General features: G+C 54.9%; 20 protein-coding genes and 1 tRNA gene. 19 read left to right on the forward strand and 2 right to left on the reverse strand.

The window, feature by feature from the left end:
• Nucleotides 1-49: 49 nt before the first annotated feature.
• From QGM61_RS04360 to QGM61_RS04400, 9 genes are all read left to right on the forward strand, one after another.
• Nucleotides 50-2,968, forward strand: coding sequence for a TonB-dependent receptor plug domain-containing protein (locus QGM61_RS04360; RefSeq protein WP_281132132.1), 2,919 nt, complete (start codon nt 50-52; stop codon nt 2,966-2,968).
• A 133-nt stretch (nt 2,969-3,101) separates the two neighbouring features.
• Nucleotides 3,102-3,178, forward strand: a tRNA-Pro gene (locus QGM61_RS04365).
• 190 nt (nt 3,179-3,368) lie between these two features.
• Entirely contained in the window at nt 3,369-4,643 is a 1,275-nt protein-coding gene (locus QGM61_RS04370) for an EAL domain-containing protein (protein ID WP_237134210.1), read from the forward strand.
• A complete protein-coding gene (locus tag QGM61_RS04375) occupies nt 4,628-5,140 on the forward strand; it encodes a DUF6644 family protein (RefSeq protein WP_237134209.1) in 513 nt (170 codons plus the stop codon). Before QGM61_RS04370 ends, QGM61_RS04375 begins: the two co-directional genes overlap by 16 nt.
• A 2-nt stretch (nt 5,141-5,142) precedes the next feature.
• Nucleotides 5,143-5,583 carry a hypothetical protein gene (locus tag QGM61_RS04380; protein WP_237134208.1) on the forward strand — a complete coding sequence of 147 codons (441 nt, stop codon included), beginning with the start codon at nt 5,143-5,145 and terminating at the stop codon, nt 5,581-5,583.
• Nucleotides 5,584-5,593: 10 nt separating this feature from the next.
• Entirely contained in the window at nt 5,594-6,781 is a 1,188-nt protein-coding gene (locus QGM61_RS04385; RefSeq protein ID WP_237134207.1) for an acetyl-CoA C-acyltransferase, read from the forward strand.
• Between the two features lie 12 nt (nt 6,782-6,793).
• On the forward strand, nt 6,794-8,383 hold the full coding sequence (locus QGM61_RS04390; RefSeq protein ID WP_281132133.1) for a protein adenylyltransferase SelO: 1,590 nt from the start codon (nt 6,794-6,796) through the stop codon (nt 8,381-8,383).
• Between the two features lie 219 nt (nt 8,384-8,602).
• Complete coding sequence (locus QGM61_RS04395) at nt 8,603-9,772, forward strand: efflux RND transporter periplasmic adaptor subunit (RefSeq protein WP_281132134.1); 1,170 nt, start codon at nt 8,603-8,605, stop codon at nt 9,770-9,772.
• A 34-nt stretch (nt 9,773-9,806) separates the two neighbouring features.
• On the forward strand, nt 9,807-13,013 hold the full coding sequence (locus QGM61_RS04400; protein WP_237134204.1) for an efflux RND transporter permease subunit: 3,207 nt from the start codon (nt 9,807-9,809) through the stop codon (nt 13,011-13,013).
• A gap of 137 nt (nt 13,014-13,150) precedes the next feature.
• Here QGM61_RS04400 and QGM61_RS04405 read toward each other — a convergent pair whose 3' ends face one another.
• Nucleotides 13,151-14,095: a YgfZ/GcvT domain-containing protein gene (locus tag QGM61_RS04405; protein ID WP_281132135.1), complete on the reverse strand. Its 945-nt coding sequence runs from the start codon at nt 14,093-14,095 to the stop codon at nt 13,151-13,153.
• Nucleotides 14,096-14,171: 76 nt separating this feature from the next.
• Here QGM61_RS04405 and QGM61_RS04410 point away from each other — a divergent pair, with 76 nt between their 5' ends.
• Together QGM61_RS04410 and QGM61_RS04415 are read left to right on the forward strand one after the other, a co-directional pair.
• Nucleotides 14,172-14,441 (forward strand): succinate dehydrogenase assembly factor 2, encoded by a 270-nt coding sequence (locus QGM61_RS04410; RefSeq protein ID WP_237134202.1) that lies wholly within the window; start codon nt 14,172-14,174, stop codon nt 14,439-14,441.
• Nucleotides 14,442-14,446: 5 nt separating this feature from the next.
• The gene (locus tag QGM61_RS04415; protein WP_237134201.1) at nt 14,447-14,887 is read left to right on the forward strand and encodes a hypothetical protein; all 441 of its coding nucleotides are present in this window, start codon (nt 14,447-14,449) and stop codon (nt 14,885-14,887) included.
• Here the strand turns inward: QGM61_RS04415 and nadB are convergent.
• Nucleotides 14,875-16,509 (reverse strand): L-aspartate oxidase, encoded by a 1,635-nt coding sequence (gene nadB / locus QGM61_RS04420; RefSeq protein WP_237134200.1) that lies wholly within the window; start codon nt 16,507-16,509, stop codon nt 14,875-14,877. The two genes, QGM61_RS04415 and nadB, sit on opposite strands and share 13 nt — an antisense overlap.
• Nucleotides 16,510-16,639: 130 nt before the next feature.
• Here nadB and rpoE point away from each other — a divergent pair, with 130 nt between their 5' ends.
• From rpoE to recO, 8 genes are all read left to right on the forward strand, one after another.
• The gene (gene rpoE, locus QGM61_RS04425) at nt 16,640-17,218 is read left to right on the forward strand and encodes an RNA polymerase sigma factor RpoE (protein ID WP_237134199.1); all 579 of its coding nucleotides are present in this window, start codon (nt 16,640-16,642) and stop codon (nt 17,216-17,218) included.
• Nucleotides 17,219-17,365: 147 nt separating this feature from the next.
• Complete coding sequence (locus tag QGM61_RS04430) at nt 17,366-18,052, forward strand: sigma-E factor negative regulatory protein (protein ID WP_237134198.1); 687 nt, start codon at nt 17,366-17,368, stop codon at nt 18,050-18,052.
• Between the two features lie 235 nt (nt 18,053-18,287).
• Nucleotides 18,288-19,778: a Do family serine endopeptidase gene (locus QGM61_RS04435; RefSeq protein ID WP_237134197.1), complete on the forward strand. Its 1,491-nt coding sequence runs from the start codon at nt 18,288-18,290 to the stop codon at nt 19,776-19,778.
• A gap of 106 nt (nt 19,779-19,884) precedes the next feature.
• A complete protein-coding gene (gene lepA, locus QGM61_RS04440; RefSeq protein ID WP_281132136.1) occupies nt 19,885-21,684 on the forward strand; it encodes a translation elongation factor 4 in 1,800 nt (599 codons plus the stop codon).
• A complete protein-coding gene (lepB, locus tag QGM61_RS04445; RefSeq protein WP_237134195.1) occupies nt 21,684-22,457 on the forward strand; it encodes a signal peptidase I in 774 nt (257 codons plus the stop codon). Before lepA ends, lepB begins: the two co-directional genes overlap by 1 nt.
• A 16-nt stretch (nt 22,458-22,473) precedes the next feature.
• Nucleotides 22,474-23,178 carry a ribonuclease III gene (gene rnc, locus QGM61_RS04450; protein WP_237134194.1) on the forward strand — a complete coding sequence of 235 codons (705 nt, stop codon included), beginning with the start codon at nt 22,474-22,476 and terminating at the stop codon, nt 23,176-23,178.
• Nucleotides 23,175-24,074, forward strand: coding sequence for a GTPase Era (gene era, locus QGM61_RS04455; protein WP_237134193.1), 900 nt, complete (start codon nt 23,175-23,177; stop codon nt 24,072-24,074). Before rnc ends, era begins: the two co-directional genes overlap by 4 nt.
• A 24-nt stretch (nt 24,075-24,098) precedes the next feature.
• Nucleotides 24,099-24,869, forward strand: coding sequence for a DNA repair protein RecO (recO, locus tag QGM61_RS04460; RefSeq protein WP_281132137.1), 771 nt, complete (start codon nt 24,099-24,101; stop codon nt 24,867-24,869).
• Nucleotides 24,870-24,948: the final 79 nt, after the last annotated feature.

Here is a 24,948-nt window from a genome sequence, read left to right on the forward strand (position 1 = left end):
TCTGCATCGACGACCATAAACCTAATAAGAATCATCAAGAGGTCCATGGATGAAGTCGAATACTCAATTCACTAGTAATCCCCGAGTAAAACTGTTGTCCGCAGCTATCGCTGCCGCCATGATGCTCCCCGCAACGTCCGTGCTTGCACAGCAGGACTCCAATACACCGGAAGTCGAAGAAGTTGTTGTAACTGGCTCCTTTATTCGTCGTTCGGAAGGTTTTCAGGCTGCATCGCCAATCCTTCAGGTTTCAGCTGAAGATATCGCCGCTGAAGGCACACCCAATATGGGTGACGTGATCCATAACCTGAGCTTTAACCAGGGCTCATCAGTTACGCAGAACTCCTTTACTGGAGCATCAAGCACATCTACCTCAATTAACCTGCGTGGTCTGGGTTCGGGCGCTACTCTTAATCTGGTTGATGGCATGCGTGTCATCGGCACCAACGTCAATACTTTTCTGCCGCAGATCGCGATCGGCCGCATGGATATCGTGACAGATGGCGCTGCCGCATTGTATGGCTCGCAGGCCGTAGCCGGTGTTGTCAACTTTGTCCCACGCAAATCCTATGACGGCGTTCGTTTTGAAGCCTATCGCCAGGGCGATTCGCGTGGCGACTACACTGATGATCAGTTCAGCGTTCTCGCTGGTACCGAGTGGAACGGTATCGATCTCGTTGTGGCAGGTGAATACCGCTCCAATGGCAGATTGGAGATGATCGACCGCCCTGACAATTTTAACTCTGGTCTGACATCATCCAGTACGCCCAATCCGGGCCGTTATCGTGTTCCTGTACGTGATGCCAATGGTGATCTTACAGGTAGTTTCCGTACGATTTCCGATCCAAACTGTGGTGGAACACGTGAAGATCCAACGGTACCAGGCAACAACCCGAACGGGTTTACTTTTGCTGGCCAGTGCTGGTTCGACTTCGGTGAGTTCTGGGACTATCGCGCAGCTCAGGACCAGGGTCAGGCTTTTGCACATGCCACGTATGACTTCAGTTCTGGTTTGACTTTGTCAGGGCAGTGGGGCTACTTCAAGCGCCGCACTTACAACCGTGGTTCTCCCTCAAACCCGGGTGGTCGCGTCGGTGAGCTTCCGACCGTCCGAGGCGAGATTCCCGGTAACCCATTCCCGGCCGTCGATGCCAATGGCAATCAGCTTTATGCGGTAGACGCCAACGGTGATGGTGTTCCGGATCGCAACGCCAACGGTATGGTCATCCGTGCTCCGAGCGCTGCAACCGGTATCCCATTTAACGAAGACGTTAACTTTGCTGCATGGCGTCCATGGGGTAAACATGGCACTTTGCCTACGCAACTCGGTCCAGACGGTTCCACTGTTGGTGCTGGCCTGATCCACGGCTGGCGTTCAGCGCTGCGCGCGGACTTCACTGTACCCTGGATTGAGGGCTGGGAAGGTTCCGCCAGCTACATGTATTCGGAGCAGACTGACAACAGCCGCGCCAATAACTTCAGCCTGAGTGCTCTGACTCAGGGGCTGAACTGCGATGTCGCCAACGACCGTGACGCGTGTTTTACACCGTTCGTGTCGACTGATCCGTCTACGCTCAATACTCAGGCCGTGGCAGATTCTACCTACGTACAGAACCGTGTTTTTGATGTTGAGTCACTGCAGACACTGGATGTAGTACTTAACGGCGTAATCAGCCCCGGTGGTTTTACGCTGCCCGGTGGTGAAGTGGGTGCAGCCGTTGGATATCAGAGACGTGAAGACCGTTTCGACAATACGCCCAGCCTGCACAGCCTGACTGGCGACGTATTCATTGGCACGCAACTGTTCCCGGTCAGCGATGGTCGAACTGTTGATGCCTACTTTGTCGAGTTGTCGCTGCCTTTGTTCAATACGCTGGAAGCACAGGTTGCCGTGCGTAACGAAGACTACAGCACGGGTCAAAGTTCAACAGATCCGAAATTTGGTCTGGTATACATACCGACTGACTGGCTGACAGTGCGTGCCACTACTGGTACTTCGTTTATTGCGCCAACTCTGAACCAGTTGAATGCGCCGGAATCTTGTGGTCTGACCAACGTGTCGGATCCATTCACAACTTTCGCGGCCTTCACGGCGAACTGCTCGCAGGGCAATCCGAACCTGGTGCCTGAGTCAGCAGATACCACTGCATTTGGTGTAACACTGAACCTGCTTGATGGCATGACGCTGGATATCGACTGGAGTGAAACAAACTTCGAAGACCGGATCATCAGCTCTACTACCGCTGATATTCTGGCTGCGGACTTTTTCAACTTCCGGCAGGCGACCGGTTATTCAGGTTCAGGTCTGCCGCCAGTTGATCAGGTCAGAGCCTGGGTAAACAACCCATTGTCTGACAAGCGGATCCAGCGTGACCCAAACAACGTCGCGCAGATTGATCGCATCATCAGCAGCTCCACCAATGCGTCCAAAATGGATGTCACTGCGCTGGACCTGAAATTCGACTATCTGTTCAGTATCGGCGACTGGGGTACCATGAACTTTGGGCTGGATGCCACCTATGTTGACAGCTACACCTACCAGCTGTCGGCCGACCGCCCTGTGGTTGAAGCGAAAGGCAATCAGAACGCATTGACCGGCGCCGTACCGCCAATGCCGGAATGGAAAGCCAATGCCAGCATCGGCTGGAATATGGGTAACCACAGTGCCAATGTGATTGTCCGTTACATTGACGAGATCACCTTCGACGCAGAGAAGTTCTCGTTCCAGCGTTTGCTGCCTTTCAGCAACTACCGAAATGTTGAGGTGCTGCGTGCCTCCACTATCACGGATGCGAGCTACAACTATTCCGGACTTGATGCTCTGGGTGGTGAGTTCTCTTTCACGGTAGGTGCACGTAACCTGTTTGACCGACTGCCGCAGAAAGTGCCTATGCTGGGCGGCATGGAGTCAATCCTGTACGACCCGACAGGTCGTATGCTGTACGGCCGTGTTACGTTTGAGATGTAAAACACGGCAGGTCTGATCCTGTGGTCGGACGTAAAAGGCGGCTCGGAGTTCCCCCCTCGAGCCGCCTTTTATTATTTTGGCACTCAGGCTTGCAAGCCGGAGCAGGGCAAGTATAATGCCCGCTCGGATTATTCGGGGCGTAGCGCAGTCTGGTAGCGCACCACACTGGGGGTGTGGGGGTCGCAGGTTCAAATCCTGCCGTTCCGACCAGATTTTCGCAGGCGGCAATATGTGGCGCGTCTGTCCTGTCATTAAAAGGCACCTTAGGGTGCCTTTTTTATTGGAGCGAAACTCAATTACAGCGTACACTGCTGCAGCAACAGTCCTTTGCTGAGACGTTTGCAGCAGGCTGTTGATAAAACGCATTTATTGCCGGAAAACAACGGAAAACAACGGTCATATGACACAGGCTTCTCCTCCTTCCAATGACGTTCAGGCACTGCCTTCGGGAGACTCTCTTCAGGTCGAAAAAATCTTTCGGTCCGGGCAGGTCATCATGCGCCAGGGCGACCCGGGAGATTGTGCCTACTTCATCCAGGAAGGGCGCGTGCAGATCAGCGTAAAGCTGGCAGATGGCTCGCTCTCGAATGTGGCTCAGCGCGGGGCCGGCAGCGTTATCGGTGAGATGGCGATTGTCGACGGAGGCCCACGCAGTGCCACAATCACTGCCATTGAAGACTGCCAGTTGCTGGAGATTACCCAGGCCGACTTCAGCAAGGCTGTCAGCAATGCCAACCCGATTGTTGGCCTTGTTGCGCGACTGATTCTGATGCGTTACCGGGACTTGCTGCACCGTTCTGCTACCCTGCGCGATTTTGATGGTGACTCTTCTGTCCTGGAGCGTCAGGAGCACGAGCACGCGCAACAGTCCCGCGTGCTGGATGCAGTGCGCATGACCAATGAGTTTCGCGTGGCCATTGCTGGTAATCAGCTGTTCCTCGAGTATCAGCCACTTATTGAGATTTCCAGTGGCCGCGTTGTAGGGTTTGAAGCACTGATGCGCTGGCATCATCCTGTCCATGGCAGAATGCGTCCCGACCTTTTCATCCCGCTGGCCGAAGATACAGGTCAGATTGTTGAGGCGACCCGGTGGGCGTTTCACGAAGCCTGCCATGCTTTGAAAAACATGGTTGATGCCAGTGGCAACGACCAGTTGTTCATGAGCATCAACTTTTCGGCGCATGACTTCGACGAACCGGATTTTCTTGATCATCTTCTGCAGATTGTTGACCACGCGGGTGTTCGTCCTGACCAGATTCATATTGAAATAACCGAACGCCTGCTGTTGCGCCAGGCTCAGCATGTGCGAGCGGCGCTCCTGCAGTGTCGTGAGGCAGGCATGGATATCTCTATTGATGACTTTGGTACCGGTTACTCATCGTTGAGCTACCTTCATCAATATCCTGTCAGCACCCTGAAAATCGACAAAAGTTTTATCAGCAACATGACTCGCGACGATAGCGCCCTGGGCCTGGTCCGTACCATTTTGTCATTGAGCGACAATCTGGGCTTGTCGGTGATAGCCGAAGGGGTGGAAACCGAGGAACAGGTCAGCATGTTGCGCACTCTGCGCTGTCAGGTCGCGCAGGGCTTTTTGTATGCCAGGCCGCTGGGTCTGGACAGAGCGCTTGAGCTGGTAACGCCCAAGGATGGCGGGTCGTGCGCGAAGCTGTAATACAGTGGCTGGGCGACAGTGGTCTGCCTCAGCTAAGCGGTGATTTCCTCAGAGCTGTGCCCGGTATGCCGCCCATCATGCAATCCCTGCATCTGCTGGGGCTGATCGTGCTGATGGCTTCCATTGTCATGATCTGTCTGCGTGTATTGAATATTGCTGCCAGGCGCCAGGATACCGTGGAGCTGGCCGGTCGATTGTTCCCCTGGTTTTTCTGGGCCTTGCCGCTGATGCTGTTTAGTGCTTTGCCGTTTCTTCTGGCCCGCCCGCAACGCTATTTCTACAACCCGGTATTCACTATCAAGATGGCCGCGCTGTTTGTCGCGCTGACACTTTCCCTGATTCTATGGCGCCAGTGGCGAAAGGGACTGCTGGCAGTGGATTCTGCGATGCTGGTCAATCGGATCATGGCGCTATTGTGCCTGTTGGCCTGGCTTTTGACAGCGTTGGGTGGTCGTTGGATTGCTTACGCAGATTATCTGTTCTGGTCGGGGTACTGAAGATGCTGCATAGTGAATTCTGGCTTCAGATCGAGTACTGGCCGCTGTCACAGCATATCGGCGCGACCTGGTGGTTTCCGCTGCTGAACTCACTACACGTGCTGAGTATGGCATTGATGCTTGGCGGGCTGCTGATGCTGGACCTGCGTTTGCTGGGCCTTACTGCCCGTGACTACACGGTCAGGACTCTGGGACAGGATTTCCTGCCCTGGGTCTGGTCAGCATTCATTGTGGCTGTTATCACCGGCCTGGGCCTGTTTATCACGCGTGCCAGTGCGCACGTGCTAAACCCTGCATTCCAGTGGAAGGTGGGCTTGATGCTGTGTGCCGGAATCAATATGGTACTGGTAGGTCGATTGCCCCCGCGCTGGAGTGGCGCACTTTCACTTCTGCTATGGGCGGGAGTGGTGCTGGCGGGTCGCTGGATGGGACATATCATATAAGGGGAATGTCATGAGTGAAGCCTATATTGTAGGCGCGGTCAGGACTGCGTGTGGTCGGCGCAATGGTCGCCTGCGGAATATTCATCCGGTAGATCTTGGCGCGGCCGTCGTTGATGAGCTGCTGGACCGCAGCGCTGTCTCAGCGGATGTGATTGATGATGTTATTTTTGGTTGTGTCAGCCAGATCGGTGCCCAGGCTGGCAACCTTGCGCGCAACGTTGTCCTGGCGTCAAGGCTGGATATCTCTGTTCCAGGCGTGACAGTGGACCGACAGTGTGGCTCATCGCTGCAGGCTATCCAGTTTGGCGCTCAGGCTGTCATGTCGCAAACACAGGATCTGGTGATCTGCGGCGGTGTAGAGTGCATGAGTCTGATTCCTATCGGCAGTAATATCAGCGACGGAATCGCGAATGGTCGCGGCGTTCCCCGCGGCGAGCGGATTGACGAACTATACCCCGGTATCGAGTTCAGCCAGTTTACCGGTGCTGAGCTGCTGGGCAATAAATATCACCTGAGCCGGCTGGAGCTGGACAAGTTTGGTGTGCTGAGTCACCAGCGCGCCGCTCACGCCACGCGCAACGGTTACTTCCATCGCGAAATTGTGCCTGTTGAAGTGACGACGGAAGCCGGCGATATAGAAACTCATACTGTGGATGAAGGGATTCGCTACGATGCCAGCCTGGATGCGATGTCCGGGCTGCAACCCCTGCGTCCGGGTGGCCTGATTACAGCAGGGACGGCCAGCCAGATAAGCGACGGGGCTGCGGCTGTGCTGGTGGCCAGTCGACGCGCGGTCGAGCGCTACAATCTGCCTGTCCGTGCGCGTATACATACACTCGCGACAGTGGGTTCTGACCCCGAAATCATGCTGGAAGGGCCAATACCCGCGACCGAAAAACTGCTGGAGCGCGCAGATCTGACGATTGATGATATTGATCTTTATGAAGTCAATGAGGCATTTGGCTCGGTGCCGCTGGCCTGGGCCAAGGCTGTAGGGGCTGACCTGCGGCGTCTCAATGTGAACGGTGGTGCCCAGGCGCTGGGCCACCCGCTGGGTGCCACGGGTGCCAAATTGACCACCACGCTTCTGCATGAGCTGGAGCGCCGCGAGGCACGCTTTGGACTGGTTGTGATCTGCGAGGGTGGTGGCACCGCCAACGCCATGCTGATAGAGCGCGTGGAATCAATCGACTGGTAATGTGAGTCGCCTGTGAGTCAGTTTATCAATCGTTATACCACCATGCTGCCTGGCGAATCGGGTGCATCGGCCGAGGACAGTCACAGACCGCGCCAGGTGTTTCAGGCTGCCTGGTCGCCAGCTAAAGCAGAGCCTGTAGCTGCGCCAGTCATGCGCGCCTGGAATCACTCACTGGCGGACCAGATGGGGCTATCGCTTGAGGTGGCAGATCGTGCCGAAGTGTTCTCCGGCAATCGACTTTTGAAAGGCATGCAGCCTTACGCTGCCTGTTATGGCGGCCATCAGTTTGGCAACTGGGCAGGACAGCTCGGTGATGGACGCGTGATCAATCTGGGAGAAATTCTCGCGCCAGACCGGCAGGCCTGGACCCTGCAATTAAAGGGTGCCGGGCGCACGCCATATTCACGTCATGCTGACGGGCGGGCAGTGCTGCGTTCGTCGATACGTGAGTATTTGTGCAGTGAAGCGATGCATGCCCTGGGTGTGCCGACCACGCGGGCATTGAGCCTGGTCACGACCGGAGAGAGCGTTGTCAGGGACATGTTTTACGATGGTAACCCCAGGCAAGAGCCAGGTGCCATTGTTTGTCGGGTGGCCGCTGATTTTATCCGTTTCGGGCATTTTGAGCTGCCATCGGCGCGTGGCGATCATGCGCTGCTAAAGAAGCTGGTTCACTTTGTGATTGATACACAGCATCCTGACCTGGCTCAGAATCTGTCCACAGACTCCTCACCTGAGTTGCGCATCAATGCTTACCTGGACTGGTATGACAGGGTATGCCAACGGACCATCAATACGGTAGTGCACTGGATGCGAGTGGGATTTGTTCATGGTGTGCTGAATACCGACAATATGTCCATTTCAGGACTGACTATCGATTATGGACCGTATGGCTGGCAGGACAATTACGATCCGACCTGGACACCTAACACAACTGACGAAGGTCAACGTCGCTATCGCTTTGGCAATCAATTGACCATCGCACGCTGGAATCTGTATCAACTGGCCAATGCCATTTTTCCACTGATCGAAGACGCAGAGGCCTTACAGCAGCGAGTCAACGCACTGGCAACAAACTGCGATCTTGCCTACCAGCAAATGATGGCCAACAAGCTCGGGGTAGATCCCGACCTGCTGACAGAATCGCCTGTCTTGACGCTGCTGGAAAATCTGCTGCTGGCTCAGGAAACGGACATGACGCTGTTCTATCAGTCACTGGCAGCCTATAGAAAGGGTGCCGGCACGCAGCCACTGCATGAATATGTCGCAACGGCCTGCTACAGCGGTACTGTGGAGCCAGACAATATTCCCCTTTATCAGCAGTTCGAGACTGAGTATCAGGCTGTTGCCGGCAAGTTGGATGATCCTGATCGGCTTGAACTGATGCGACAGCACAACCCGCGCTATGTGCTCAGAAATTTTTTGGCGCAGCAGGCCATAGATGCTGCGGAAGAGGGCAGCTGGCAGGAGTTTGACTCATTGCTGAATGCGCTGCAGCAACCCTATACCTACCAGCAAGATGTGGACGAACTCTATGCTCGCAAGCGCCCTGACTGGGCGCGAACCCGGGCGGGCTGCTCGATGCTGTCCTGCAGCTCCTAGGTTTTTTCACAATTTTCTTACCCGCTTTATCGTACGATACTTGCTATTAGCCGCAAGACTGCCAGTTGGTAACACTTTGTCACTATTGACTCTTGCGTGGTTTATGGCTTTACAACATTCTACGCAGGTTTTGAAGAGTGGCTGATCCATCAGTCTGTACTTGCCGTAATGATGTTGTCCGCTGTCATGTGTGACCGATTCGGGTCGAGGAGTACTCACTTGCAATTTGTAACCCGTCATCCCCTGCTGATTTTTTTCCTGCTGGCGGTGTCTGCGCTGAGTTATGGCGTATACGTAAAGCTACAGTCTGATCCCGCTGCTGGTGGTCCGCCCGGTATGGGGCGTGGTCCCGGCGGCCCAGGTGGCATGGCTGCGCCATCGGTAACGGTTGCAATCGTCGAGACTGGCGTATTTGTTGACCAGGTAGAATCTGTCGGTACAGCTCAGGCCAATGAATCATTGAGCATTACTCCCAAAGTCTCTGACATTGTGACCGGCATTTATTTTGAAGACGGCGATTTTGTTGAACGCGGAGATGTTCTGGTAGAGCTGACTAATTCAGCGGAGACAGCGCGACTGTCCGAGGCGCAGACTGCACTTGACGATGCACGACGTCAGCGCGACCGCATGGAGCAGCTGAGCAGCGACAATCTGGTGTCACGACTGGATCTGGATAATGCGCTGAGTCAGGTGGAAACAGCTCAGGCGCGTCTGGAAGGGGTCGTCGCCAATATGCGTGATCGCGTCATCGTTGCTCCCTTCAGTGGTGTTCTGGGCTTTCGCAATATCAGTGAAGGCGCCATGGTGACGCCAAACACTGAGATCACGACACTGGACGACATTTCCACGATCAAACTGGACTTCAATGTATCAGAGTCTTTCCTCGCGCAACTGGAATCAGGGCTAGAAGTTACCGCCAACAGCATCGTTTATCCAAACAGAACCTTTGTTGGTGATGTGGAGGTGATTGGCTCACGTATTGATGTGGTGACCCGATCCGTTCCCGTGCGAGCAGTCATAGACAATCCTGATGGCGCCTTGCGACCGGGTATGCTGCTGACAGTGGGGCTCATGCTCAACGAGCGCGAAACAATCGTGATTCCGGAGCAGTCGGTGGTTCCAGCGCAGGGGCGACAGTATGTCTATGTTGTGGATGAGGAAGAACTGGCTCGCCGCGTCGAAGTGCAACTGGGCGCGCGTCGTCCGGGTGTGGTTGAAGTGTTGTCAGGCCTCGTGCCGGGGCAACGTGTAGTTGCCGAGGGGGTTGCGCAGGTACGTCCCAATCAGCGGGTAAGAATCCTGAACATTCTGCCGGCCACTACCAGTAATACCAGCAGTGCCGCTGCGCCAGACAACAGCACAGCGGCCGCTTCCAGCGAACAATCCTGATTCGGGCTGATCATTACGTTTTGAGGGACAGGCCATGGTATTGTCTGATGTATCAGTCAAACGCCCCGTATTCGCCACTGTAATCAGCCTGCTGCTGGTTGCGTTCGGCATTATTTCATTTATGGAACTGCCGCTGCGGGAGTATCCCGACACCAGTCCACCGGTAGTGTCAGTCAGCACCAGTTACCCCGGCGCATCGGCAGAGATAGTCGAGCAGCAGATCACCCAATTAATCGAAGATCAGATCAATGGTGTGGAAGGGGTCACGTCTATCAACTCCTCAAGCAGTGACGGCAGTTCCCGCGTCTCAGTGGAGTTTGAAGTCGGACGCGACATCGATCAGGCTGCCAATGATATTCGCGACAAGATTTCCCGCATTACCCGGGCTTTGCCTGAGGATGTAGAGCCTCCACAGATTGCCAAGGCCGACGCAGACGGTCGACCGATTGCCTTTTTCAATCTGACCAGCACGCAGATGAGCTTTCTGGAGCTCAATGATTATGCTGAACGCTTCATCGTTGATCAGTTTGCTGTAATCGATGGTGTTGCCAACGTCAGTGTGCGGGGTACCGGCGGTTATGCCATGCGTGTGTGGCTCGACCGGGTAAAACTCGCCGCGCGTGGTCTGACGGTAACCGATGTTGAATCGGCGCTGCGCAGACAGAATCTGGAACTGCCGGCAGGGCGGGTTGATTCCATTGATCGTGAGTTCACCGTTCGAGTGGATCGCGTTTACCAGACGCCGGAAGACTTTGCCCGGCTCGTCATCGCCAGGGGTGCAGACGGCCATCAGGTAACGCTTGGTGAAGTAGCCCGAGTTGAATTGGGCGCTGCCAGCACGCGGTCAATCTTTCAGGGCAATGGCACTGACGCAGTGGGTCTTGGCCTGGTCAAACAGTCAAATGCCAACAGCCTGACGGTGCTGCGTGAGGCCACGGCGCTGATCGAGCGCATCAACGCGACCTTGCCAGATCATATGTCGCTGGTGCTGTCGAACAGCGACGCCGAATTTATCGAGAACGCGATTAGTTCGGTGTACTCCACTATCTTCATGACTGTGGTGCTGGTCAGCCTGGTTATCTATATGTTTCTGGGCTCTGTGCGCAGCATGCTGATTCCTGCGGTGACCATTCCGGTCTGCCTGCTGGCGGCGTTCATGGTACTGCTGGCGTTCGGCCTGACTATCAATCTGATCACATTGCTCGCCATGGTGCTCTGTGTTGGCTTGATTGTCGATGATTCGATTGTGGTGCTTGAGAATATCCAGCGTCGGGTCGAAGCAGGAGAGCCACCATTGCTGGCGGCCTTTAATGGTTCCAGGCAGGTGGCGTTTGCAGTGATTGCCACCACAGCCGTGCTGATTGCTGTGTTCGTCCCGGTTGTTTTCATGGACGGCAACATGGGCATTCTGTTTTATGAACTGGCAATAACAGTGGGCGGCGCGGTTATTTTCTCCACTGTGCTGGCACTGTCTTTGACGCCGATGATGGCCTCCAAGCTATTGAACACGCACGCTCACGAAAGCTTCCTGACCCGTCAGGTGGATCGCTTCTTCCGTTGGCTGCAACGCGGTTATCACAATGCGCTGGAAGTGTGTCTGCGGCTTCGTTACGCAGTCGCCGCCAGTCTGGTGCTCATAGGGATTGCGGTCTATTTCCTGTGGCAGCAGGTGCCCAGTGAGTTTGCACCGCAGGAAGACCAGGGCGTGATGATGGTGCGCATGGCCGGGCCTGAAGGTGCCAGCATGTCCTATATGCAGGACAAGACCAACGCCATTCAGGACACTCTGTTACCGTATCTGGAACGTGGCGAAGTCAGTAGTGTTGTCACAATGCTGCCGGGATGGGGCGGTGGCGGTGGCGTTAACAGCGGCATGAGTATCATCGCTTTGCCCGATTGGGCTGAGCGTCCCAAACCGACGACCGACATCATGAGCGAGCTCATGACCGAATGGCGATCCATTCCTGGCCTGGAAACCATGATGTTCATGCGTTCGGGGCTGGTGCGCGGTGGTGGTGGCCAGCCAGTCCAGTTTGTCATTGGTGGACGCAGCTATGAAGAACTGGCGCAGTGGCGTGACATGCTGATTCAGCGTGGCGAAGCCAGCGGTATGTTTACCCGTATGACGTCGGATTACGAAGAGACTCGTCCAAGCCTGACCATCACCGTGGATAAAGTTCGCGCTGCTGATCTTGGTGTGTCGATTCAGGCGATCGGGCGCACGCTGCAGGCCATGATGAACGAAAGCCGCGTCACCACATTCATTGATGCCGGTGAGGAGTATGACGTTATACTCCAGGCGGAAGAAACGCAGCGGGCATCCCCGGACGACCTGACGAATATTTACGTTCGCTCTGAAGGTACAGGACAGCTGATACCCATGTCCAACCTGATCAGTGTAGAGAATACCTCTGCAGCGAACTCTCTGAATCGTTACAACAGGGTCAGGGCAATTACTTTGTCGGCGGGGCTGCAGCCGGGTGTGAGTCTGGATGAAGCGCTGGCTTTCCTCGAGAACCTGGTACTCACCGAATTGCCTGACTATGCCCAGATTGACTACAAAGGGGAATCACTGGAACTTAAAGAAGCCAGTGGTGGTCTCGCTCTGATCTTCGCCATGTCATTGCTGGTTGTGTTTCTGGTTCTGGCGGCGCAGTTTGAGAGTTTTGTGCATCCGCTTGTGATCATGACCACAGTTCCGCTGGCAATATTTGGCGCCTTGATTGGATTGCTGCTGACAGATGGCACGCTCAATATTTACACCAATATCGGACTGATCATTCTGGTTGGTATTGCCAGTAAGAATGGCATTCTGATTGTTGAGTTTGCGAACCAGCTGCGTGATGAAGGCAAGCCTTTCCGTGAGGCGCTGGTTACTGCCTGCGACATGCGTCTGCGGCCGGTGCTGATGACTGCCATTTCAACACTGATGGGCGCTTTGCCGCTGATTCTGTCGACTGGTGCCGGTTCTGAAAGCCGTGTTCTGCTGGGCACGGTAATATTCTCGGGTGTACTGATGACCACGTTGATGACGCTGTTCATCGTGCCTGTGGTTTATGACCTTCTGGCTAAAAATACCAGTTCGCCGCAGGCAGTTGCGCAAATGCTCGGCAGCCTGCAGCGCAAGTATGCTGGAAAGACCGATGTGAACAGCTCCGGACTTGACCGTGACGACAATGCCCACGGGGCTTCCGGTGGTGGAGAGCCTCAGGCCGTCAATCAGCGCCGGGAAGATGTCTAAGGTTCGCCAGGACGGCTGGGCAATCTGACACTGACAATGCCAGCCCGAATTGGCTGGCGTTGTTGATTCGGGTCGGCACTTTGTCTGGAAGGGTATGGCACCGTCAAATGGAAGTCTGGCCTGATGAACTGCCCAGCTTAGCTGCTCAGAGAAGCCTCAGTTTCGGTAAAAAGGTTAATTCTGCTGTCACGCCTACCAGGGTCAGTGCTGGCTATCAACAGATAGTCACGCCGTCCATCCGGACGGCTGGCACTGACTAGCAGGTCTTTATCTTCGTCCAGCCCCAAATCAGAGAATGGCGTTTCTGCTGGCAGGGTAACTTTTCCAAGTCGTTTTTTTGCTTCGGCCCTGTAGTGCATCCGTGCCACAACTTCCTGACCCGTGTAGCAGCCTTTTTTGAAATCGACGGCACCATTGAGGTCGTAGTTCAGCAGCTGCGGTGTGAACAGTTCCTGCTGTCCGGGGCGAATATGCACGATGCCATTCCTGATGTCGTGACACAGCCATGTGTTTTGATCTAAAGGCTGGCATGCCGACTCTAAGAGGTCGATGATAAATGGCGCCTTGTCGGCGCTATCCTGGTCGGTTTCTCGTTTCAGCAGGATTTCGAAGCGGGTCGGAGCTGGATCCAGGTCAGGCAATCGGATGATGACATGACCAGGTCCGGTGGTGATCTGATCCGGGGCTGAGGGAAGTTCGGATTCGATGAGTGATTGAAGCTGATCAAGGTCGTCAGCAATCAGCTGAACCAGTTCATGCGTTTCAGTGACTCTTGTCAGTTGAACCTTAAAAAATACCTGATACTTCGACAGCGTATTCAGGATGATCTCAGCCATGCCTGCCCGGGTCAGCAGATAAAGTTCAACGACGTTGTCAGCGTCTTCCTGCCGGATCACTCGCAGGTCACTGATTACCCGACCTTTAAGATTGCAGAGTGTGCCGCGGACACTTTGGTCTGCTGTGGTGCGGCGCAGATCGCAGCTTAGTTGTCCCTGCAGAAATCGTTCAGCATCAGGTCCGCTGACGCGGATAAGGTCAAAGTCTTCACTTCGGCTGGCGTGACAGCTTGATAGATTCTTCATGGTGATCTGGAGCAGCTTAACGGCAAAGTCTGCCGAATTCGGTTAAAATTGAGGTACCAATTTTTCAGGTGGCCACATGGTATCAGATATTGCATACAAGAAGTTGCTCTGGCATAGCCGTCGCGGTATGTGGGAGCTGGACATTCTTTTACTTCCGTTCGCAGAAAAATGTCTGCCCACGCTGGGGGAGCAGGATCATTTACTCTACGAGCGGCTTCTGGCCGAGGAGGACCAGGACCTGTTTGCCTGTCTGGTAGAGCGGGCAGTGCATCCCGACCCGCATTTGCAGGCACTGGTAGTGCGAATTCGCGAATTTGCAGCTTCCGGTGTTGCCAGGCCGCACTGACCGGGATGCAACGCTCACTCCTGCATCATGAATGGGAGCAGGTCGCTGACCAGCTGATTATTGATCGAGTGCTTGGCGTTTCACTGGTTTGCCTGTCAGCAGCGGCAATTTTATTCAGTGGGGCCAGTGTCTGGGCAAAAATGCTGATTCTGGTGGGTATCATGTTGATATCGCTGAACTGGTATCGCTGGCATCGGGTCATTCAGGTGATGTCCTGCAGCCTGCACAACGGGCTGTGGGAACTGTCACTTCGTGATGGGCGCCGGCTCCACGCCTCGCCGGTCTCTGCCTATCTCTCTGCTGGTATCCAGGCATTGGTGTTGCGGGGGGTGGACGGCCGCACGTATACCCTGCGAATGTGGCCATGGCCAGGGTGCGCGTCCGCACAACGACGCCTGCGGCTACTGATCATGGCGTCGGTGCAGACAAAACGTCAGGATTCCTGAGGCGCGAGGATGGTGTCGATGGCCTCTGGCAGTAGCTCGGGGTAATCCAGAGTGTAATGCAGGCCACGGCTCTCTTTCCGCAGCAGCGCCGACTCCACAATCAGGCGTGACACCAGAACCAGATTGCGCAGCTCCAGCAGGTCGCGACTGACCACGTAGTGTCGGTAGTGATAGGAAATTTCGTGTTCAAGTATCTGTATTCGTCGCTGGGCACGCAACAGGCGCTGATCGCTGCGCACGATACCGACATAATCCCACATGACCCTGCGCAGCTCGTCCCAGTTGTGTGCCACGACAACTTCTTCCTGCGACTGGGTCACGCGGCTTTCATCCCACGCCGGGATTCTTTCGGGCAGCGGCTCAATCGTGTCGAAGTGGCTGCGGATATGCTCGGCCGCACCAAAAGCCAGCACAAAACACTCCAGCAGGGAATTGCTGGCCATGCGATTGGCGCCGTGCAGGCCTGTGCAGCTGGTCTCACCGATGGCATACAGATTGTCGATATCGGTCCGCCCGAGTTTGTCCACCACCACGCCACCGCAGGTGTAGTGCGCAGCGGGAACCACCGGGATGCGATCCCTGGTGATATCGATGCCGTATTCCATGCAACGTGCATAGATCGTCGGGAAGTGTTCCTTGATGAATGCGGCAGGTTTGTGGGAGATATTCAGATAAACGCAATCGCAGCCCAGACGCTTCATTTCATGGTCGATAGCACGGGCGACAATATCGCGTGGTGCGAGTTCAGCGCGGGCATCAAATCCGGGCATGAAACGCGAGCCGTCGGGAAGCTCCAACGTGGCACCTTCGCCCCGTAACGCCTCAGTGATGAGGAAGGAGCGGGCATGAGGGTGATACAGGCAGGTCGGATGGAACTGATTGAACTCCATGTTTGCGACGCGACAACCTGCCCGCCATGCCATGGCGATGCCGTCACCGGTCGCGCTTTCCGGATTGGTTGTGTAAAGATAGGCTTTACTGGCACCGCCACTTGCCAGAATTACAAAACGGGCGCGAAACACTTCCACCTGGCCCGTTTCATTGTTATGAACGTAGGCCCCGACGCAGCCTTTGCCTGGCAGGCCAAGCTTCTGACGGGTGATAAGATCGACTGCTACCCGGTTCTCAAACAGCTCAATCGCCGGTGTCTGCAAAGCCTGCTGACGCAGAGTTTCAAAGACGGCCCGACCAGTGGCGTCTGTGGCGTGAATGATGCGGCGATGACTGTGCCCACCTTCCTGAGTGAGGTGAAGAGGTTTGAGGTTGTCACGATTCAGCGGCTGTGAGGCGGCACCGGTGCCAGCTTCTTCTCGCGGCAGAACTGTAAATGGGACACCCTGCTCAACCAGCCATTGGATGGCTTCCTGGCTGTGCTCGACAATGTGTCTGACCATTGCTTCGTTACACAGTCCGCCGCCAGCATCCAGTGTGTCGGCAATATGTGCATCGATACTGTCATTTTCGTCCAGTACCGCAGCAATGCCACCCTGAGCCCAGAATGTGGCACCCTGGTTCAACGAGCCTTTGCTGAGCACGGCGATGCGTGCAAAATTCGCGGTCTTGAGCGCCAGGCTGAGCCCTGCAGCACCACTGCCAATGATAAGAACGTCGTAATCGTGCAAAGTCGTGTCAGCCTTCTGCTGTGGTGCAAGGTCGAAGAATTCTATAGACTCTCAGAACTTTTGCAAATAGTGGTGGTCATTGTCTTTTTGCTTGATGATGGAAGCAAAAGTTGAGGCACATAAGGGAAGTATGACGAATCAAGTGACTGACAACCAGCTGGTTGAGCGGGTTCTGCAAAATGACGACCGGGCTTTCTCATTGCTGGTTACCCGCTATCAGCACAAGGTGCTTGGCCTGATAGGCAGGTTTGTCAAAGATCCGCATGAGGCAGAGGATGTCGCTCAGGAAGCTTTCCTGAAGGCCTACCGGGCTTTGCCCAGTTTCCGGGGTGATAGTGCGTTTTACACCTGGCTTTACCGTATAGCTGTCAACACGGCAAAAAATCATCTGGTTTCCCGTGGTCGAAGACCTCCCAGTACTGATGTGGATATGGAAGACGCGCAGCAGGTAGACGATACCAGCACACTGAGAGAGCTGGAGAGTCCTGAGGCCAACCTGGAGCGGGAAGACTTGCGGCGCGTCATCTACCAGGCAATCGAGGAACTGCCTGAAGAACTCAAAACTGCGTTCAGCCTGCGCGAATTTTCCGGTTTGAGTTACGAGGATATAACGGAAGTGATGGATTGCCCGGTTGGCACAGTCCGATCGCGCATATTCAGGGCTCGCGAGGCGATAGATAAACGAATTCAGGAGCTGATGAAACCCTGACCGCTGGCCCTTTAGCTTTTCTGAACTTGGCAACTGCCATTTTTTTGTCAGAATTGAGCCAGGTATGGGAACTTAGCCCGAACAGCATAGTCAAAGCACTGAAACCGGATAAACCGGTAAGACAAGTAAAGCAGAGGTATGTATTGCATGAAGCAGGACAGCCAGAGTCACCCGGATTCGCAGAAAACACAAGACGAGCTGGATAATGAAGCGCTGTCGGCTCTCATGGACGACGAGTTGAGCGATTTTGAACTACGCCGCCTGTTGGCGAGGCTCGATGCCGAACCTGAGCTGTTGGCCCGCTGGGAACGATTCAATCTGACCCGAGCCGTGCTCTCCGGTGAGCCAGTCCAGCATCCCTTGCTGCCCTCAGACAACAGCCTGTCGCTGCATGCGCGCGTGATGCAGGCTGTCACGGAGGAACAGCAGCCGTCATTGCCTGAGGCCACCTCAGCGGTTGGCGCAGAAGGCAGAAATAATCATTGGCGCCGGGGTATGGCGCGGCTGGCCGTCGCTGCCTCTGTAGCCGTGGCAGCTTTTGTGGGTATGCAATCAATGTTGCAGCCAGGCGATTCCATATCAACATCGGGTGCCGTGCCGCTCGCCAGCGAGCAGACCGAGTCTGGCAGTAACGCAGTAGAGATACGACAGATCGCTGTTGATGCGGAAGCGCAGCAGCGTCTCAATGAGTACATTCAAAGCGTGAACATCCCGGCCCGTGTGGATTCGGAGTCGGCACCGTTCAGCATTTTGCGGGAGTCCCCGATGCTGCGCCCGGTGTCTGACCGTGAGCTGGTACCAGTGGATTCTTCACAGCAGATTCAGCAGCCGTAAGGGAATGCGACAGGCATGTAGCAGGCATGCCGATAATGGACGACGGGATTGATTGAGAATTGAAAGTTGAACCGTTTAGACCGTTTGGACCGTAAGGAAGCGTAGCAAGTAGAGAGCAAGAGTGTACTGCACAGCCCGGACCCGTGAGGGTGCCGGGCTTTTTTTATGTCATGTGACTCCATGTGCTGCACAGCACAGCTCTGTCACGGGATTGAAGACAGAGCCGCATCAGGGTATGTTAGAGCATCGAATCAAGCAGTTGGGAGAGAGCATGTTGGCAGCCAGAGCGATGGGTTTACCGGAGTTTGCCCGGGTTACAGTCAGACGGTTCAGCAATACATGGCTGACAGTACTGTTTGTCATGCTGCTCACCGGCTCAGCCCAGGCCCAGAATGGTCTGCCGGATTTCGCCAGTCTGGTTGAGCAGAACTCGCCCGCCATCGTCAATATCACCACCCGTCAGCAGGTGCCTGTGCGCGATGGCTCGCGGCAGAATGACCTGGAAGAACTGCTGCGGCAGTTGCAGCCCGAGGGAGAGATTCCTGATATACCGGATCTGCCGGATATGCGCCCGCGCGGTGGCGTGGGTTCCGGTTTCATTATCAGTGAAGATGGCTACATCATTACCAATCACCATGTTGTCGCCAATGCAGATCGCATCACTGTGACGATGACCGACAGACGCGAGTATATTGCTGATGTGATCGGAAGCGATGAATTGTCAGATGTCGCCTTGATCAAGGTTGACGCCACTGATCTGCACTCTGTGGTGTTTGGCGACTCTGAACAGGTCAGGGTAGGTGAGTGGGTATTGGCCATTGGTTCACCCTTCGGGCTGGAATTTTCAGCAGCAGCGGGCATTGTCAGCGCCAAGTCCCGTAACGTGCCCTCTCGCGGCCCTGCAAACTATGTATCTTTCATACAGACCGATGTGGCCATCAACCAGGGCAACTCCGGCGGTCCTCTGTTTAACCTGGCTGGAGAGGTGATAGGTATCAACTCGCAGATCCTCAGCAGCACGGGCGGTTCAAACGGAATTTCATTTGCCATTCCCAGCAATATGGCTCTCAACGTCGTTGAGCAGCTGCGGGAGAGTGGCAGCGTGTCCCGTGGTTTGCTGGGCGTCATGATTAAGGACGTTGACCATGCCCTCGCGCAGGCCTTCAATATGGATAGACCAAGCGGCGCTTTTGTTGATGAAGTTCAGCCTGGCAGTCCCGCAGAGCAGGCGGGTGTGCAGACCAATGACATCGTACTGGCATTTAACGGTATTGCTATTGAAGAGTCTTCACAATTGCCGTTTTATGTAGGTCAGGTGCGGCCGGGAACAGAAGCCACATTGACGATCATGCGGGACGGACAGCGACAGACGTTGGACGTGGTTGTCGGAGCGCTGCCAGGCGGCGATACCATGACAGCTGGCGTACCACGGCCGGCAGCCCAGGGTAACTCTCTGGCGCTGACTGTGGAGTCCCTGGATCCGGAGCTCGCGCAGGATGTACCTGAATTGTCGAGAGGTGGCGTTGTCATTGATCAGCTGCGCGATGGTCCGGCCCGGGCGGCAGGCCTGGCCAGCGGCGACGTAATCGTGGCACTGAATCACCAGCGTATCGAGTCGGTTGCAGACTTTGACGCGGTCGTCGAGTCGCTGCCTGCAACTGGCTATGTGCCGATTCGCGTGGTACGTAATGGCCGTGGCACTACCCTGGTGCTGGAGCTGCGCTGAGCGTCCGGCGCAGCCCGGAATCCCTTGCATTTCCCCGAAATTCCCTGACAGTAGGCGCCGGATCATGTAGACTTGGCGCCTTCCGATTTATTGGTGTACCTCCTAAGTGACAGATTTAAACCGCATTCGCAATTTTTCCATTATCGCCCATATTGATCACGGCAAATCAACGCTGGCTGATCGCTTCATACAGTTCTGTGGCGGACTGACCGACAGGGAAATGGCCGAGCAGGTGCTGGATTCGCTGGATATCGAGCGCGAACGGGGTATCACCATCAAGGCTCAGAGTGTCACGCTGTTCTATCAGGCTCGGGATGGCGAACGCTATCAGCTTAACTTCATCGATACCCCTGGACATGTCGACTTCTCTTACGAGGTTTCACGATCACTGGCGGCCTGTGAAGGTGCTTTGCTGGTGGTTGATGCCGGGCAGGGGGTAGAAGCGCAGTCTGTTGCCACCTGCTATACCGCTATCGAGCAGGGTCTGGAAGTTATTCCCGTCCTCAACAAGATGGATCTTCCCCAGGCTGAGCCCGACAAGGTTCGCATGGAGATTGAGGAAATTATCGGTATTGACGCGTCCCAGGCTGTGCCCTGCAGTGCCAAAACTGGCATGGGTATCCAGGATGTTCTGGAAGAACTGGTGCGTCTGGTGCCGCCACCGCGAGGCGACCGTGATGCGCCACTGCAGGCACTGATCATCGACTCCTGGTTCGACAATTATCTGGGTGTCGTCTCGCTGGTGCGCGTCAAGCAGGGCACACTGAAAAAGGGCGACAAGATTATCGCCAAGAGTATTGGCAAGGCCCATCTGGTCGACCACGTAGGTTATTTTGATCCCAAACGACACGATCTTGATCTGCTGCAGGCGGGTGAAGTGGGTTACATCATTGCCGGTATCAAGGACATCAAGGGCGCGCCAGTCGGTGACACGATTACGCTGGCCTCAACCGCCGATGTGAAACCGCTGTCTGGTTTTCGTCGTATTCAACCACAGGTATACGCCGGGCTTTATCCGGTGTCTGCGGATGATTTTGAGGATTTTCGGGACGCGCTGGAAAAGTTGACGCTGAACGATGCGTCGCTGTTCTACGAGCCGGAAAGTTCTGATGCGCTGGGTTTTGGTTTCCGGTGTGGTTTTCTGGGCATGCTGCACATGGAAATTGTGCAGGAGCGTCTGGAGCGTGAGTACGATATCAATCTGATTACGACGGCGCCAACCGTGGTTTATGAAGTGGTGATGCGCAACAATGAGGTTGTGCGCGTCGAGAGCCCGTCCTCATTGCCACCAACCGCCTCGATAATCGAGACGCGAGAGCCCATCGTACTGGCAAGTATCCTGGTACCGCAGGAACACGTCGGCAACATCATAAACCTTTGTGTTGCCCGGCGTGGTGTGCAACGCGATATGCAGTTCATCGGCCAGCAGGTTTCCTTAAGCTATGAGTTGCCAATGGCGGAAGTAGTAATGGACTTTTTTGACAAACTGAAGTCCGCCAGTCGCGGTTACGCGTCGCTGGACTACCATTTCATTCGCTTTCAGACGGCAAGCCTGGTCCGACTTGATGTATTGATCAACGGTGATCGCGTCGATGCGCTGGCCCTGATTGTGCACCGTGATCAGGCGCACTTCAAAGGTCGCATCCTGGTGGAAAAAATGAAAGAGCTGATTCCGCGCCAGATGTTTGATGTGGCTATTCAGGCAGCGATCGGTGGCCAGATTGTGGCCCGTTCAACCGTCAAGGCGCTGCGCAAGAATGTCACAGCCAAATGTTATGGTGGTGACGTGACGCGCAAAAAGAAGCTGCTTGAAAAGCAGAAAGCTGGTAAAAAACGAATGAAACAGGTGGGGAACGTGGAAGTCCCCCAAGAAGCGTTCCTGGCAGTGCTCAAGGTGGATAGTTGATGGATATTGATTTTTCCCTGGTCCTGGTTGTACTGGTTGCGATTTGTGGTTTTATCTGGTTGCTGGACAGGTTGCTGCTGGCTAAAGGGCGCAAACAGGCAGGCAAGGAAGAAGAGCCCGTTGTTGTCGAGTACGCAAAATCTTTCTTTCCGGTACTGGTAATCGTTTTGCTGTTGCGTTCATTCGTGGTTGAGCCTTTTCAGATTCCATCCGGCTCGATGATTCCGACACTGGAAGTTGGCGACTTCATTCTGGTGAACAAATATCATTATGGCTTGCGTCTGCCTGTGGTCGGCACCAAAATCATGTCCAATAATGAACCGCAGCGTGGTGAGGTCATGGTATTTTTTCCGCCGCATCAACGCCGTTATTTCATCAAGCGCGTGATAGGTCTTCCGGGCGATACCATTGAATACGAGAACAAGGTGCTCCGAATCAATGGTGAAGCGGTGGACATCGATCTGGTTGGCAATATTGAGATCGATACCGGGGCCAGTATGCAGGAAGGTTTGCTGTTTAACGAACGCCTTGGCGAGTCCAGTCATCAGGCACAGATTATTGCCAACGATTTCAGAAGCAGTTCGCGCACCAGCTGGGTTGTCCCGGCAGGCCATTACTTCATGATGGGTGACAATCGCGATAACAGCGCCGACAGCCGTGTCTGGGGGCCGGTGCCTGAGGAAAATATTGTTGGCAAAGCGTTTGCCGTCTGGATGCACAAAGAGCCCGGTTTAAATCTGCCAACATTCAGTCGTAACCAATTCATCAACTGAGCCAGATTACACGCCGATGATTGATGACGCTGTGCTGCGCAGGCTCCAGGCGAGTCTGCGTTATACCTTTGCCGACGAAGACCTGCTGGTTCTTGCGCTGACCCATCGCAGTGCAGCTACTCCTCATAACCAAAGACTTGAATTTCTCGGTGACGCGGCGCTGGGGCTGGTTTCCGCGCAGCTGCTTTATCTGGCCTGGCCACAGGCAACGGAAGGTGAGCTGAGTCAGTTCCGTTCGCGACTGGTCAATCAGCAGACACTCGCCGCCATGGCCAGGGAACTGTCACTGGGTGAGGCGCTGCTGCTTGGCCTGGGCGAGCGCAAGAGCGGTGGCCGGCAACGCGACTCCATCCTGTGTGATGCGATAGAAGCCGTGATCGGGGCAATATTTCTCGATGGCGGGTTTTCTGCGTGTCATGATGTCGTGGCAGGCCTATTGCAGAGTCGTCTGTCGAAGCTTGCCCCACTGAATGCTAAAGATGCCAAAACACGATTGCAGGAGATAGCACAGGCGCGTGCAGTTTCCCTGCCACAATATTCGGTTGTCAACATTGAGGGTGAGGAGCATGATCAGATCTTTCATGTAACTTGCCAGATTGATTTGTTGAGCTCGCCGACCAATGGCTCCGGGCGAACACGCAAACTTGCAGAACAGCAGGCAGCGAGCGCTGCCTTGAAACAATTACAGGGCAAAACGTCAAACAAGTCGGAGGGCTCATGACAGACACCGTATCGAGTGAAACGCGTCGCTGCGGATTTGTGGCGATTGTGGGTCGTCCCAATGTCGGCAAATCGACCTTGTTGAATCACCTTCTTGAACAAAAGATCAGTATTACTTCGCGTAAGCCGCAGACTACGCGCCATCGCATAACCGGAGTCAGAACTGACGCTGACACGCAATACATCTTTGTGGATACGCCTGGTTTGCACAAGGCCGACAAGAAGGCGCTTAATCGCGCGATGAACGCCACGGTACATGAAGTGCTCAAAGACGTTGATCTTGTCTTTTTTGTAGTGGAACGACTGGTGTTCAATGATGAAGATGCGATGGTTCTGGAAGCCCTGCAGAACGTCAAAGTGCCGGTGTTGCTGCTCATCAATAAGTGTGACCAGCTTGCTCAGCGAGAGCGACTGCTGCCGCATATCCAGCATCTCGCATCCTTGCGTGATTTTGCAGAGATCATTCCTATCGCTGTGCTCAACGGTCACAACCTGGATACCGTTCTGGAGTGTGCGCAGAAATATTTGCCGCACAGTGAGTTTCTGTTCCCGGAGGATCAGGTGACAGATCGCAGCTCACGCTTTCTGGCATCAGAACTGATCCGCGAGAAAATTACCCGTCAACTGGGCGATGAGTTGCCTTATGAGGTGACGGTCGAAATAGAGCGTTTCGAACAACAGGGCGCTGTTCTGCATATTCATGGCTTGATTCTGGTAGACAAACCCGGTCAGAAACAGATCATCATCGGTCAGGGCGGAGAGCGTCTGCGCAGCATTGGCAAGGCGGCGCGACTCGATATGGAACGCTCTTTTGAGCACAAGGTCATGCTGCACCTGTGGGTCAAGGTAAAGTCTGGCTGGGCCGACGATGAACGTGCCCTGCAGAGCCTGAACTGAGCTCACTGATAGCCGGAGCATCAGATGATACGTATTGATCTGCAGCCGGCCTATCTGCTTCATTCCCGGCCCTATCGCGATACCAGTGCGCTGGTCGATTTGCTGACGCTTGACTATGGTCTCGTCCGTGCTGTGGCCAGAGGTGTCCGGGGACGTCGGCGGCGTGTTGCACTGCAGCAGCACCAGCCTCTGCTGGTATCTCTGGGGGGCAGGGGTGAGTTGTTGACGCTTAATCACGTCGAAGCTGCAGCACCCGGATTTTTCCTCAGTGGAAAGTATCTTTACAGTGCTCTTTACATGAACGAGTTGCTGGTGCGCCTGCTGCAGGTCTACGAGCCCCATGAAGAGCTTTACCGCGCTTACCAGGCTGGTCTGCTGGGTTTGCAGAGAGTGGGTAGCCAGCCCGCGAACGCACGCACTGTGGCAGAGCCGGGGAGTACCACTGGGCCGGATTTGCCAGATGCGCTGGAGCCACTCCTGAGGCGCTTTGAGTGGTCTGTGCTGGGTGAGCTGGGCTATCAGCCAGATCTGGGATCAGTCGATGAAAACAACGTCTATTGTCTGACGGCCGATGCTGGATTCGAGGTTGTTTTTGGTAAAAAAGGCGATACTTTTTCAGGCGAGGCACTGTTACAACTCCAGGATCTGCTTGAGCATCCTGAGGCGGATGTGGCGCCGGCATGGACCCCTCTGATGCGAACCATGGCAAAACGATTGATGCGCCAGGCGCTGGGCCCACTGTTGGGTTCACGACCGCTGATGAGTCGTCGTCTGTTCGCCGGTCAGACTGACTGAATCGAGCCCTGGCTCTCCGTCTCTTAACGCCTACCGTCGGGCGCCAATAAAGGGTAAAATTCGCCCCTTTGGTTTGTCA

This window comes from Pseudohongiella sp. SYSU M77423, from assembly GCF_029911965.1.
Taxonomy (GTDB): domain Bacteria; phylum Pseudomonadota; class Gammaproteobacteria; order Pseudomonadales; family Pseudohongiellaceae; genus Pseudohongiella.